The organism is Caballeronia sordidicola (assembly GCF_002220365.1).
GTDB lineage: Bacteria > Pseudomonadota > Gammaproteobacteria > Burkholderiales > Burkholderiaceae > Caballeronia > Caballeronia sordidicola_C.
The window spans coordinates 120,682-133,775 of sequence record NZ_MTHB01000256.1 but is presented as its reverse complement, the minus strand read 5'-3'; the positions used below and the strand labels follow the sequence as shown (position 1 = coordinate 133,775).

Below are 13,094 nucleotides of genomic sequence, written 5' to 3'. Positions count from 1 at the left end.
GCTTCTGCGATCGAACTACAACTGCGGCAGAGATGCAGTGAGCTCCGCTTTTAAGACCTTGCCCAATGCACTGCGCGGCAAGTCATCAACGATGAACACCTCTTTCGGCACTTTGTAGGGAGCCAGCCCCTTTCGACAATGGGTCTTCAGATCCGCCGGGCCCACTTCGCCCGCGAGGATGACGAATGCCGCAACCTCTTCATTGAACTCTCGCGATGGCCATCCGACGACCGCACTCTCACGCACGGCCGGATGTGCGTTCAGAAAGGCCTCTATCTCGCCGGGATAGACGTTGACTCCACCCCTGATGATCATGTCCTTCGAGCGCCCCTTAAGCGACAAGTAGCCGCTCTGGTCCATCGACCCCAAATCCCCGGGATAGTACCAACCGTCGCGAAATGCCTCGGCACTTGCGATTGCGTCGTTGTGATATCCGCTGGCCACCGCCGGTCCGCGGTAGCGAATTTTCCCGACTTGCCCGTGATCGACGGGCGCGTGGTTCTCGTCAACGCACTGGACTTCCACGCCAAACACGGGTCGACCTACGGAATCCGGGCGCAAATCAGCATCCTTTCCCGTCATGTAACTGACGCCTCCGCCCTCAGAAGAACTGTAGTAGCCGACCAAACCGGGGCAGATCCGGTCTCTCATCACTTTGCCCTCCTCGGGATACAAGGCGGCCCCTGAAGACAGCACCAGCCGCATTCGTTTCATGGGCTCGAGGGTGGCGTCGTCGAGGGTAAGCAATCGTCTCAAGAGCGTCGGGACGAGGAAGGTTGATGACGCATTGCGCTTCGCGATTTCCGCGCATAATTCATCAGGCTTGTAAGGCGGCGAAAATAGGACAACCGTTGCTCCGGAGTACAGAAGGAGCATCGCGAAGGTTCGTCCTCCGCCGTAATAGAGGGGCGTAGCAGATATATAAACGTCTTGAGCGTTAAATCCCAAGTTAATCCAGTGTCCAAAGAAGCGCCGCCAGAATTGTTCGTGGGTGAGGCACGGTCCTTTCGGCGCCCCCGTCGTACCCGACGACAACGACATCAGGAGAGGACCTCCTTCATTCGGCCACACATCTTCGGTTGGACACAGTGCCACATTTGAATGCCAGTCAATGTCGACGGTCGTGACGACAGGTGAAGGCTGCGGTAACGGCTCGGCTCCCGGCTCAGCAAGAACCAACCGCGCTTCAAAGAAGACTGCAGCACGGGCCTGCTCTCCCGCCGTCCACCGCCAGTCAAGCGGCAGCATCACCATACCCGCGCGAGCAAGTGCGAACATGATCACGACGTGATCAATACTGTCAGATAGCGCGACTCCCACTACCTCCCCCCTTTCCAAACCCAGTTCCCCAAGATGCCTTGACGTCTGGCTCACTAGAGCGTCGAGCTCGCCGTAGGTGACCCTCTCTTCGCCGCGGATCAACGCCGGATGGTCGGCGCGTGTTGCCGCGTGATGGTGAAGAGTGTGGGAGATATTCATTCTGTAGCCTGCCAGAGAGGGATGTTGATCACAGACCATCGTGCTTTCCCGATCGGTCATCGGTCAATCGCCAAAAAACGCGTAACCGCCAGGTAGAACAGTATCGATAGACGATCTTATTGGTCCTGCGTTCGTGCCGGTGGCACAGTCCATCCGCATCCCTGGATCCAAAAATTCCGACTGGTAGAACTTTATTTAATCGGTTTGGTTTGTTTTTCCGGCTGCGCTCGAATAGGTAGCGAACTGAGACGAACAGCGAGCGATTGAAGTGAGCCGGACCAGCCAGTGCCGTCCGAACGTCCAGACAGCGCACGGCTCTTGTCGACGCACTACGTGCTGGGTTGTACAAGCGTCTGCATCTATCCCGCTAAAGCAAGCGACCATCGCTGGAGAGCAATATGTTGATGAAATTGAACAAGTCGGGAACTGCGAGCCAAATTTTCAGAGCCCTGGCGTTCCTCGCTCTGGTTACATCAGTCCAGCCGGTTTCTGCTGCGGACAGCTACCCAGACACAACAATCCACGTAGTTAACCCATGGGCACCAGGCGGCGCCGGCGACATCATCGTGAGGCCCATCATGCAAGAGGTTTCCGACAAGCTTGGACAGTCAATCGTGATCGACAATCGGCCGGGCGCGAACGGAACTATCGGGGCCGCGCTGGTGGCAAACGCTCCACCCAACGGATACCAGCTGTACTTCAACCAGGTCGGGCCGGTCGCAATCAGCCCGTGGATCATGAAGCTCAGCTACGACCCAACAAAATCATTTTCACCCATTACGCAGCTCGTTTCAGGACCCACGGTCCTCGTGATCCGCAATGACATCCCGGTAAAGTCGGTTTCTGAATTGGTCGCCTACGCCAAGGCGCATCCCAATCAATTGAAATATGGGTCGATCGGCGTTGGCAGCACGACACACCTTGCTGGCGAGTTACTCGCAAAAATGAGCGACACAAAGATGGTTCACGTTCCGTACAAAGGAAACGCGCCGATCTTGACTGACCTGCTTGGTGGTCAGATTTCCATGGCGTTCATCAACATTGCCGGTGCGGCACCATACATAAAGTCCGGCCAATTGCGCGGCATCGCGGTAAGTACGCTGAAGCGATCAACATTGCTTCCCGATCTACCGACGGTAGCCGAGACGCTTCCCGGGTTCGAGGTGAACTCATGGTATGGACTAGCGGCGCCGGCGGGCACACCGCAACCCATTATCGACAAGCTCTACAAGGTAGTATCAGATGTTCTTAAAGACCCAAAAATCGTCAAACGCCTGCACGACAACGGCCTGGAACCGGTCGGTTCATCGCCATCACAGTTTGCCGCTCAGATTCAAAAAGACTATATGAAATGGGGCGAAGTCATCAAAGCGTCTGGCATTCAATCAAATTGATATCGCAATGCGGATAGTCTAAGCCGCTTCTTTAAATGCTCAGTGTTACAGAGCGTGACGATTCCGACGAGTCAGACGATCATGATCGTATTTAGGAAAATTCCTCAAGACTATTACGCAGGCATACTGATGATAGTCATTGGTGGAGCAACGATGATGCAAGCGCAAACGTACCAAATCGGGACGCTTGATGATATGGGGCCAGGCTATTTTCCGTTTGCGATCGGCGCCTTGATGGCAATCACGGGGATCACAATCGCCCTCGGGGCAAGACATCCCGCGAAGGACTTGATAGCGGAGAAGTCATTTGTCTTCGAGTGGCGGGGTTTGATCTGCATCTGCTTGAGCATCGTCGCTTTTGTCGTTCTCGGACATTTCGGCGGACTCCTGCCCGCCACCTTCGCGATCGTGTTCCTATCGGCCTTGGGCGATCGTGAAAACACCTGGAAATCGGCTTTAATTCTGGCAGCGCTTATGTGTTGTGTTTGTTTTGTCGTTTTCTCACTGCTTTTGCGGGTACAGCTACCCCTGTTCCAATGGAGCATTCGATGATCGAGCAAGCCCTTGTTGATCTCTGGCATGGCTTCGCCGTCGCCGGTGAACCGCACAACCTCATGTGGTCGTTCATTGGTGTCCTGATAGGTAATTTGATCGGCGTACTGCCCGGCATGGGCGCCCTTTCCGCGATTTCCATGCTCTTGCCCCTCACTTACGGCTTGCACGTCGTACCTGCCGTGCTCATGCTTGCCGGCATCTTTTATGGGTCACAGTATGGGGGGGCGATCGGCGCAATTCTGCTCAATTTACCGTGTCATCCACCCCATGCGGTTACCTGCCTGGACGGTTATCCACTAACCAAACAGGGGCGGGGCGGGACAGCGCTCGGAATAACGATGATTTCGTCATTCTTTGCTGCGTCATTTGGTATTTTGGTGATGGTGTTTGCATCACCTCTCTTGCTTAAGGTTGCGTTCAAGTTTGGCCCCACGGAAATCTTCTCAATCATGCTGCTTGGGCTGGTATGCGGCGGCACCCTTTCACGAGGGTCCGCGTTGAAAGGCATATCCATGACCTTGTTCGGTCTGCTTGCCGGTGCTGTCGGCACAGATGTCAACAGCGGCGTGGCGCGCTTCACATTCGGATTTCCAGAGCTCACCGACAAGCTCGAATTAGTTGCGCTCGCCTTGGGCCTGTTCGGTGTCACCGAATTTTTGATCAACATCAACCGCATGGACGCTGTCATCGCGGGTCCGACATTAAAGTGGCGCGACATGCGCCCTAGTCGAGGCGAGATGAAAGAAGCATTTTGGCCGATGGTGCGAGGTACCCTGGTCGGCACCCTCTTTGGCGCGATGCCCGGCACAGGTCCGACCATTACCACCTTCCTCGCATACGCACTTGAACGAAAGATATCGAAAAACCCAGAGAGTTTTGGAAAAGGCGCGATTGCTGGCGTTGCAAGCCCGGAAGCCGCGTCACATTCGAAAACACAGGTCGACTTCATTCCAACGATGAGTCTCGGTATCCCGGGCGACGCAGTCATGGCATTGATTCTTGGGGCCCTGCTCATCCACGGCATAACACCTGGCCCGGAACTCGTCACCCAGCATGCGGACCTGTTTTGGGGCCTTATTGCAAGTTTCTGGATCGGTAACATCTTGCTCGTCATCTTGAACGTGCCACTCATCGGCCTTTGGGTAAAGCTACTACGCGTACCGTATCGCTTCTTGCTTCCGTCAGCCTTGTTCTTCATTGCCGTGGGCGTCTACAGCACAAACAACAGCCTCTTCGAAGTCGGCGAGGTGCTGTTTTTCGGGCTCATCGGAGTTGTATTCGTTTCGTTGAAATTCCCGGTGTCACCCATCCTTTTGGGCTATGTCCTTGGACCGATGGTTGAGGAAAACTTCCGGCGCGCCGTCCTGCTCTCTAACGGAGAAATCAGCGTTTTTGTGGAGAAGCCAATCAGCGCGGTGTTCATGGGAATCACTGCGACCGTGCTGTTGCTTCAGATCTATTTTGCGATTCAAAGAGGTCGCTCGATCCGCCTATGCCGTCGTAAGGCAAATAAAGAGCACCTGCCTGGATGAACGACCTACTTAAAATCATATGACACTTACGTTTCCAGTGGCCAAAATACGCCGTGGTTTTTGTGAGATTGAAGAAGGGCAAGTGCATTATCGTGAGGCGAATAAGGAGAGCGGTCTCCCGCCGCTAGTGATGCTGCACGCGTCACCTGGATCGGCAAAGATGCTTGAGCCTTATATCGGGTTGTTCGGTCGCACCCGGCGGGTGATCGCACTCGATACGCTGGGCAATGGTGACTCCATCGGCCCGGATACTGGAGGATTGCTCCCCGGTCAGCGCCTGACGATTGATTACTTCGCCGACGCTCATGTCCGTGCCCTGGAGGCACTTGGGATCGTGGAATTCGATCTCTATGGGAGCCATACTGGAGCGAATATCGCGTGTGCAATTGCTCATCAGTACCCGGATCGCGTTCGCAGTCTCTTGTTGGATGGCATCTCGCTTTACACGAGAGACGAGCGAGCGGATATGCTTGAAAACTATGCCCCCGGCGTTAAAATCGACTTGAATGGATCTCAATTCCAATGGATATGGACTTTTGTACGTGACGTCTACCTATTCTGGCCTTGGTACAAACGATCCGCGGAGCACGCAAGAAAAGTTGGCTTGCCAAATGCTGAAGAACTGCATGACAAAGTCGTTGAAGTTCTGAAGGCCGCGCGCACGTACCACATCGCCTACCAAGCTGCGATTGCCTACGAGAAGGAACCCATCCTCTCGACGATCACGGTACCCATGCTCGTGGCATGTGCAAGGACCGACATGTTCCTCGAATATTTTGACGCCGTACGCGCGCTAGTTCCTCAAGCTGAATCGTTGGTCACTCCAGGCACAAGCACCCCTGAAGCATTGGAGGCAACGGTCGAAATGTTTTGTTCGTTCCTGGACCGGGAGATGTAGCCCGTGACAATGTTCGAATTTGTCTTGTTGTCGTTGCGGGCGTACCCTCCTATGATTGCCGAACACTGACCGAAATAAAAAGCGTATGGAAAAAGGCGTCCCAATACGAGCTGTAAGTAGAACGATCGCAGTCCTGCAACATATCAATCGCGCAGGCTCGTGCTCGATCATGGCGATTGCGCGTGATTTGGGGCTTCCCTATCCTACGGCTTCTCGCATTGTACAAACGCTAGTCTTCGAGCAGCTAGTGGAGCGCGAACAGGCGCGTAAAAGTTATCGGGCGACCAGCCTCACACAGACCCTTTCCTTGGGCTATCGTGATCACGGTGCGCTTGTCTCCACCAGTCGCCTGCACCTGGTCGAACTCACCCGAAAACACGGGTGGCCGATGACAATTTCGACCGCAGTTGGCACGTCAATGATGCTGCGAGAAAGCACCTATGGCCAATCTCCCCTCGCCTTTAATAACTATTATCCGGGATACACTTTCCCGGTGCTCGAATGTGCGTCGGGTCATGCGCATATCGCGTTCTCGAATACGCAAACACGAGAGCAGTTGTTGTCGGTATTGGAGCGCCTCGGTGCAGTTAGCGTCACCCTGGACCTGTTTCGCTCAGGCAAGTTAGTTGAGCGCATTCGCGATGACGGATTTGCGTTGTTCGATCGGACAGTCAGGACCGCCAACCCAGGCAAGACCTCGTCAATATCGGTACCCATTTTTGATGGCGGCATCAACATCGCTGAAATGACGCTAAGCTATTTTGCAACCGCAATGACATCGCGCCCAGGCCGTCGAAAGGTTCTTAGCGGACATGAAGGCTGTGTCAATAAAAATTTCTGAGGAGCTCGCCGGCAAAGCTGATGCAATAGCTGACGAGGACGCGAGATCAAGCGGTTCCGCTGAAATAGCTAATGCTGAAGAGTCGCCAGGCGACTAGGCGCGTCCCGGTATTTCCGCCAGCTTCGCCAGCAAATCCGCTGTCGCACCAACATCAGCGTACTTCTCCGACATGTCGAACAGGTTTACCGCGTGTGACGTCTGGCTACGGTCGTAGACGCAATCCTGTGGGACGAAGACTCTAAAGTTAAGCGAGAATGCATCAACCACGCTGCCGCGTACACATCCGCTGGTGGTACAACCCGTTACGATCAATGTATCAGCCTGAGCATCAATGAGATGGCTCGCGAGCGCCGTTCCGAAAAAAGCACTGGGGTGTTTCTTTGGCAACAAGATGTCACCATCAACAGGGGCAACTTCTTCGACAAAATCATAGCCTCGCGCGGGAATATTCATAATAGCCGGCACCTTGTCGGCGAGTCGGCCGCCTTCCGTAGACCTTTTCGGAGCTACATGCGGATACAGCACCGGCCAGTTTTTTGCGCGAAACGTCGACAGGAGCACGGCAATGTTATCGACCGCAGCCCAACCCACGTCGCCGCAGCTTGTCGGAAACTCTTTGATCGACTCCCAGAATGGCGCGCGTTTTGTCCCGACCGTCCGATATTGAACATCAATGATAAGCAGAGCCGGACGAATCCCCAGTCCCGACGGTCGACCGAACCCCGCCGCGCGGTACTTGTTCTGTTCATCATCAGAAATGATGTTGTCCCACGGTTTCATACGAAGCTCCTGGCTGAAGTTCAAATTCGTTTAAATCGTCAAGGCGGATCCCGCAGTTTCCTTGAGCGTCAGGGCGCTTAACAGCGTAACCAATGCTGTAAAGCATAAGAAATATGAGGGAGCAATCGAAGACCCCAACGCCCCGACAAGCCATGTACATATAAATGGTGCGCTTCCGCCCGCGACCACACCTCCGATATTGAAGCCAAGCGCAATTCCTGTGTATCGAACACGGGTTGGGAACAGCTCGGCGAAGGTCGAGAATGCCACGCCCATCAGCGCGGATTCGATAACGCCCAGGATGAGCTGCATCGCGACAGCGGTCATGCCACCGTCATTCATCAATATGAAACACGGAGCCGCGGCAATAGCTGCCGCTAAGCTTGCAAAGACGAACACAGGTTTTCGACCGATGCGATCTGACAGTGTGCCGAATAACGGCATACACAGCACCGAGACCGCCAGGGTCACAGTTGTAGACCAAAATGCCAGCTTCGAGCTCAGTCCGACGACCCGTTGCAGGTGAATGTTCACATAGACATACGCGATGTAGTAAAGCGAAAAAAGTAGTACTGACAAGCCGATACTCTTTAACAATGCGGGAAGATGAGACCGGAATAGCTCAACGAATGGGGCCGCCTCTACACCCTGCGTCTTTTCGAGGATCTTGAAGCTGGTCGCTTCGCTGAGCTCAGTGCGAATCCAGAGGCCGAAGAGCCCTACCGGTATCGCAACCAAAAAGGGAACACGCCATCCCCATTGCGTCATGCTTTCCTTAGATAGAAATTGATTCAGCAAAGCAACGCAGATCGATGCCAGCAAAACGCCGGCTAGCGCGCCTGTTTGCGTCATCGAGCAAAGCAGTCCTCGCTTACCCGCGGGCGAGTGTTCCGCGACAAACGCAATTGCACCGCCCAGTTCCCCTCCTGCTGCAATGCCCTGCAAGCAGCGAGCCAAGACGAGCAAAACGCTAGCGCCCACCCCGATAGCGGCGTATGTCGGTAAGACACCGATCAGGCCGCTCGCAGCCGACATCATCAATACGGTAGCGCCAAGCGTGTTCTTGCGACCGTACCTATCGCCGAAATGGCTAAAGATCAGCCCGCCGACCGGCCTAAGGACGAACGCGACAGCAAAGGCGGCGAGCGTGCTCAACAGCGCTGATGTTGAATCGCCCGCAGCAAAGAACTGCGTTGCAAGTATCGTTGCAACATATCCATACACACCAAAATCGAAGTATTCGACAACAGATCCCACAGCACCCGCGATTACCACGCGGGCCGACACCCTACTTGGGAGCGAAGCGACCGCTGCTTGGTCAGTCGACGCTAAATCAGACACAGGTTGCGTGCTCATGGCCATTCCTTGTTGACACGTATGGAAAGCGAACTTTTTTAAATCAGCGCTGGCTTGAAATGGCGCGGAAGATATCGCCCATAACCGGGCTGCCCGACGATCTTTCCATCTAGCATGACGGTCTCTCCACGTACAATCGTACGTACCGGCCAACCCTTTAGGTTCCACCCGTCGTACAAACTGTAGTCGGAATAAGATCCGAGTTCGGCGGCAACAACTACCCGTGAGCGGTTGAGATCCACGAGCGTAACGTCCGCGTCGGCACCTATCTCCAAAGATCCCTTCGTTGGAGCCATATTGAAGATGCGCGCCGGTGCCTCGGTTAAAACTTGTGCTATGCGCCCGAGGCTCATTCGGCCTTTGTGATAACCCTCGCTTAGCAGGACCGGCAAGATGGTCGCAGTACCGGGGAAGCCCTGCGAAGCAAGCCAAAAAGGACGTTCTTTCGTTGCACGCTTTCGAGGAACATGGTCAGAGGCAACGACGTCGATTGTTCCGTCTTCCAATCCTTCCCACATCGCCGCGACATCGTCCTTGCTGCGAAACGGAGGATTTGCGCGCCCAAGCGCACCCAACTCCGAGCTGTCATCGTGGGTTAGATAGTGAGGGCACGTCTCAACATGCACATTCGGGTAGCGCTTGCGCCAGCGACGGACTTCGTTGAGCGCCATACGGGTGCTCAAATGCGGAATGTAAATACGCGCACCAAACTGCTCGGCAAAGTACATCGCCCGAATGCAGCTCTCCGCTTCGGTAAACGGAGGTTTTACCGCAGCCCAGTCGGCGAGCGTTGGCGCATTGTTGCCTTCCTCCTGAAGAGCCTTTCGTAACCGATTCACTATTTCTATATTTTCGGTGTGGCAGACGACTGTGACACCCTCAATCTGGCCCGATGTCCTGAGCAAATTGAAAAGGTATCCGTCATCGGTGCCGTCAAGCCCAAGATATCGCCCCTCTTCACCTTTGAAGTTCATGAAGTACTTGAAGGAGGTGACCCCATAGTTCTTCACATACGAGGCCATATCTCTCACGTGCTGTTCATTCGCGACGCTGAAATGAAAACCGTAGTCAACGTGAGCACGGGGATGCGCGTACCCCTGTTCGCGCTCAAAGACATCCCCATAAGCTTCGTTGTTCAGAAAATAGCCAAGAATTGAAGTGAAACCGCCCTGCGCCGCGTAACTTGTCTCCGTTTCATACTCGGTGATTTTTTCTCCGAAGCCAAAATGAACGTGGGTGTCGATAAGCCCCGGGAACGCATGAAGGCCAACAGCATTCAGCACCTCAAAGGAGGCGTCAACTGATGTTCCAGGAGCCAAACGGCCAGCAATCTTTCCGTCTTTTATCAGCAAATCCATTAACTTCGGATCGCACGCTGCGTCGACGACGGAGGCGCCACGGATTACATAGTCAGTGCCCATTTGAGTATTCCCCTAGAAAGCAAACTAGCCCGGTGCTCGAATAAGATTTCAAGTCCCTAGCTGATCAAGTTCAGCAAGCGTGGTGGGTAAAAGCCCGGGTTCCACTAGCCGCAGCGCTCGCAAGCTCGATGCGAGCCACTGTCGATCCAGCCCCTCACCAATGACGGTCAACCTCGCTCGATCGTCGCCTCCGGGCCATGCACCGAGCATCTCTGGTTTGTGCAAATAAGTGCCCACCCCTTGAAGCAATACAATTGACGGTTGATCGGCTAGGCTAAGAAGTCCCTTGCACCTGAGTAAGTTCTTTCCATAATGCGTGACAAGGAGATTCCACCACGCTGCGATACCCGGCCATGTCGTAGGCTCGGAAATCCAAAAACTTTCAGCACCAATAGGTTGGCCTCCCAGACTGACTCGGTGAGACCGCTCGAGATAGGGGCCTTGACCAATCTGGAGGGTTTGACGGATGAAATTGTGGTTCTCCAAACTGGTATCAAATGCCTCGTTGACCGCACCGGGCGAGGATGAATCGATCTGAGCTGCACATCCGTTGATGGCAGACAGCGCCACCTTAAGTGCTTCGAGGGTTGTCGGACTTGCCAGATCCGCTTTCGTGATCACGAGGACGTCAGCAACAGCAACCTGTCTTGCCGTTTCTTTCCGGTTAGCAAGTTGTTCTAGTGCCTGTTGTCCGTCTACGGTAACGATGACGCATCGCAGAGCGAATCGTTCCTTGAGCATGCGGTCACCGATTAAGGCATGCAAAATTGGCAAAGGTTCTGCAAGCCCAGTTGTCTCGATCACCACCTTTTTTAGCGAAATGTTTATGCGTTCCGCTTGAAGATAGAGGTCAAGCAGGGTCTCGCGCAACGATCCAGTGAGCGAGCAGCAGAGACACCCGGAATCAAGCAGGACAACGTTGTCGGATACTTCACCAAGGATTAGATGGTCGACACCAATTGCACCTATCTCGTTGACGATAACAGCCGTTCCTGATGCCTCAGAACCGCGCAAATAGCGGTTGAGCAGCGTCGTCTTCCCGCTCCCGAGGTAGCCTGTCAAGACGTCGCAGAGAACAGCATCGCCTGGAATATCTCGTCCCAAAACTTTCTCCCTCGCCGGCAGAATCAGCCTTCACAGGCTATACAACAGGGCATGTCGTGCCGCGTTCGGTGTCGATGATCAAAGTTCGGTTCATCGCAGCATCTGCGCGTCAACGCGCTGCAGCGCGTGTCCAAATCTCATTCTCAGGGCTTTCGAAACCCCCTCTTATGATTTCTTTAATCATGCTCACCAGGTAGAACTTTTGGCGCTTGGCGGCCAACTTTTCTCTGCCTGAGTCAATCTGGATCGCGACAGGCTGCCGGACAAGAGCGGCGTCCGTTTCACTCGTTGGCAATTGTTGAATCTTCTCGATGCGCAATCTCGTTTCGGGCCCGCGTACTGGCATGCGTGGCGGTCGAATTTAGGCGAGTGAATTCCGTCTGGTAGGAATTCATTTCTTCTAGTTTGTAAAAAATATCGCCTGCGATTGAATAAGCCTGTCTCACACATTCACACGAATCCAGACCCACGACGTCTGGAGCGGCTGGAACGCTGATCAATTCAAGGTGTATCTCTATCCACAAGCTTTTGGGCGATGAACAAATGAACAAATTTCTACTGTCTGTGTTGATCGTGAGCGGGACCAGCGTCATTGCTGAGCAATCGTATGCGCAAAGCTCAGTGACGTTATATGGGGTCGTCGATACGGCCATTTCGTACAACACCAATGCCAAAGGCAGCAGCCAATGGTTCCTCAATAGTGGAAATGCGGGGGGAAATCGATGGGGGTTGACGGGCACTGAAGACCTCGGCGGAGGCTTGGCCGCGATCTTCAAATTGGAAAACGGTTTTAGCAGCACCAACGGTTCGATCGGACAAGGTGGGACATTCTTTGGTCGCAATGCCTATGTGGGTCTTTCCAGTCCGTACGGCAGCGTGACAATGGGTCGCCAAAGCTCAAGCGAATACGACTTTGTCTATCCCTTCGCAGCCGGTAGCTCCCTCATCTCGGCCGGTTCTGGCTTTGCGACTCACCCGGGCGACGCCGACAATCTTGACAACTTCAATCGAATGATCAACTCGGTCAAATTTCAAAGTGTGTCTTACCGTGGTTTCAAATTCGGCGGATCCTATGCCTTCGGTAACATCGCAGGGGACTTCTCGCGCAACTCTGTGTATGACGCCGGCGCCTCATACACCACGGGTCCTATCGCTCTCGCGGTTGGATACGAACGCGCTAATGATCCCAATTTCTCGGTCTATGGCGATTCGACAAGCAGCAGCGCGACTGCCACCAACATTACAAGCGTGGCAACCGGCGGATACGCGAGCGCAAAAACACAGCAGATTATTGTGGCAGCGGCTTCCTACACGCTCGGCGACGCCGTTTTGAAGGCACTGTATAGCAACACGCAGTACAAAGGACTAGGAAGTGTAGCAGTGACTGGACTTACGGCATTGCAAAACAGTTTTCGTGGGACGGCTACCCTCGATAGCTACGAGTTGAACGCTGCGTACTACATCACGCCTTCACTTCAGGCCATGGCGTCTTATGTGTATACACACAACGGGAATGCCGACAACGTGGCATCAGCCCACTACAACCAGATCAACCTGGGCCTTGACTATCATCTCTCGAAACGAACAGACGTCTATGCTTTTGCGATGCACGAGCGCGCAGCGGGCACCGATGCGACAGGGAGAGCTGCTGTCGCCGCCCTGACCTTTGCCACAGCCTCGTCCGGAAGGTTGCAAACGATTGTTCAGGCTGGGCTGCGTCACCAGTTTTAAAAT

Annotated in this window: 12 protein-coding genes; 6 read left to right on the top strand and 6 right to left on the bottom strand. The window is 54.2% G+C overall.

Annotation, left to right across the window (positions count from 1 at the left end; genetic code table 11):
• Positions 1 to 15 precede the first annotated feature (15 nt).
• Positions 16 to 1,539, bottom strand: a complete 1,524-nt coding sequence (locus tag BSU04_RS36515) for a class I adenylate-forming enzyme family protein (RefSeq protein ID WP_089165091.1) — start codon at positions 1,537 to 1,539, stop codon at positions 16 to 18.
• 338 nt (positions 1,540 to 1,877) lie between these two features.
• Here BSU04_RS36515 and BSU04_RS36510 point away from each other — a divergent pair, with 338 nt between their 5' ends.
• From BSU04_RS36510 to BSU04_RS36490, 5 genes are all read left to right on the top strand, one after another.
• On the top strand, positions 1,878 to 2,873 hold the full coding sequence (locus BSU04_RS36510; protein ID WP_089165090.1) for a Bug family tripartite tricarboxylate transporter substrate binding protein: 996 nt from the start codon (positions 1,878 to 1,880) through the stop codon (positions 2,871 to 2,873).
• 81 nt (positions 2,874 to 2,954) lie between these two features.
• Positions 2,955 to 3,425, top strand: coding sequence for a tripartite tricarboxylate transporter TctB family protein (locus BSU04_RS36505; RefSeq protein ID WP_089165089.1), 471 nt, complete (start codon positions 2,955 to 2,957; stop codon positions 3,423 to 3,425).
• On the top strand, positions 3,422 to 4,960 hold the full coding sequence (locus tag BSU04_RS36500; RefSeq protein WP_089165088.1) for a tripartite tricarboxylate transporter permease: 1,539 nt from the start codon (positions 3,422 to 3,424) through the stop codon (positions 4,958 to 4,960). Before BSU04_RS36505 ends, BSU04_RS36500 begins: the two co-directional genes overlap by 4 nt.
• Before the next feature lie 19 nt (positions 4,961 to 4,979).
• On the top strand, positions 4,980 to 5,858 hold the full coding sequence (locus BSU04_RS36495; protein ID WP_089165087.1) for an alpha/beta fold hydrolase: 879 nt from the start codon (positions 4,980 to 4,982) through the stop codon (positions 5,856 to 5,858).
• Positions 5,859 to 5,943: 85 nt separating this feature from the next.
• Complete coding sequence (locus BSU04_RS36490) at positions 5,944 to 6,699, top strand: helix-turn-helix domain-containing protein (RefSeq protein ID WP_089165086.1); 756 nt, start codon at positions 5,944 to 5,946, stop codon at positions 6,697 to 6,699.
• 93 nt (positions 6,700 to 6,792) lie between these two features.
• Here BSU04_RS36490 and BSU04_RS36485 read toward each other — a convergent pair whose 3' ends face one another.
• From BSU04_RS36485 to BSU04_RS36465, 5 genes are all read right to left on the bottom strand, one after another.
• On the bottom strand, positions 6,793 to 7,479 hold the full coding sequence (locus BSU04_RS36485; RefSeq protein WP_089165085.1) for an isochorismatase family protein: 687 nt from the start codon (positions 7,477 to 7,479) through the stop codon (positions 6,793 to 6,795).
• Positions 7,480 to 7,509: 30 nt separating this feature from the next.
• Positions 7,510 to 8,835 carry an MFS transporter gene (locus BSU04_RS36480; protein WP_256983727.1) on the bottom strand — a complete coding sequence of 442 codons (1,326 nt, stop codon included), beginning with the start codon at positions 8,833 to 8,835 and terminating at the stop codon, positions 7,510 to 7,512.
• Positions 8,836 to 8,873: 38 nt separating this feature from the next.
• On the bottom strand, positions 8,874 to 10,256 hold the full coding sequence (locus BSU04_RS36475; RefSeq protein WP_089165083.1) for a dihydroorotase: 1,383 nt from the start codon (positions 10,254 to 10,256) through the stop codon (positions 8,874 to 8,876).
• A gap of 48 nt (positions 10,257 to 10,304) precedes the next feature.
• The gene (locus BSU04_RS36470; protein WP_089165082.1) at positions 10,305 to 11,360 is read right to left on the bottom strand and encodes a CobW family GTP-binding protein; all 1,056 of its coding nucleotides are present in this window, start codon (positions 11,358 to 11,360) and stop codon (positions 10,305 to 10,307) included.
• Between the two features lie 109 nt (positions 11,361 to 11,469).
• Positions 11,470 to 11,679 carry a hypothetical protein gene (locus tag BSU04_RS36465; RefSeq protein ID WP_144021464.1) on the bottom strand — a complete coding sequence of 70 codons (210 nt, stop codon included), beginning with the start codon at positions 11,677 to 11,679 and terminating at the stop codon, positions 11,470 to 11,472.
• A gap of 224 nt (positions 11,680 to 11,903) precedes the next feature.
• Here BSU04_RS36465 and BSU04_RS36460 point away from each other — a divergent pair, with 224 nt between their 5' ends.
• Complete coding sequence (locus tag BSU04_RS36460; RefSeq protein WP_089165080.1) at positions 11,904 to 13,091, top strand: porin; 1,188 nt, start codon at positions 11,904 to 11,906, stop codon at positions 13,089 to 13,091.
• Positions 13,092 to 13,094 lie beyond the last annotated feature (3 nt).

Coding starts and splice junctions, on each gene's coding strand:
- BSU04_RS36500 (WP_089165088.1), top strand. CDS start 3,422: ATGATCGAGCAAGCCCTTGTTGATCTCTGGCATGGCTTCGCCGTCGCC.
- BSU04_RS36485 (WP_089165085.1), bottom strand. CDS start 7,479: ATGAAACCGTGGGACAACATCATTTCTGATGATGAACAGAACAAGTAC.
- BSU04_RS36505 (WP_089165089.1), top strand. CDS start 2,955: ATGATCGTATTTAGGAAAATTCCTCAAGACTATTACGCAGGCATACTG.
- BSU04_RS36460 (WP_089165080.1), top strand. CDS start 11,904: ATGAACAAATTTCTACTGTCTGTGTTGATCGTGAGCGGGACCAGCGTC.
- BSU04_RS36480 (WP_256983727.1), bottom strand. CDS start 8,835: ATGAGCACGCAACCTGTGTCTGATTTAGCGTCGACTGACCAAGCAGCG.
- BSU04_RS36510 (WP_089165090.1), top strand. CDS start 1,878: ATGTTGATGAAATTGAACAAGTCGGGAACTGCGAGCCAAATTTTCAGA.
- BSU04_RS36495 (WP_089165087.1), top strand. CDS start 4,980: ATGACACTTACGTTTCCAGTGGCCAAAATACGCCGTGGTTTTTGTGAG.
- BSU04_RS36515 (WP_089165091.1), bottom strand. CDS start 1,539: ATGACCGATCGGGAAAGCACGATGGTCTGTGATCAACATCCCTCTCTG.
- BSU04_RS36490 (WP_089165086.1), top strand. CDS start 5,944: ATGGAAAAAGGCGTCCCAATACGAGCTGTAAGTAGAACGATCGCAGTC.
- BSU04_RS36475 (WP_089165083.1), bottom strand. CDS start 10,256: ATGGGCACTGACTATGTAATCCGTGGCGCCTCCGTCGTCGACGCAGCG.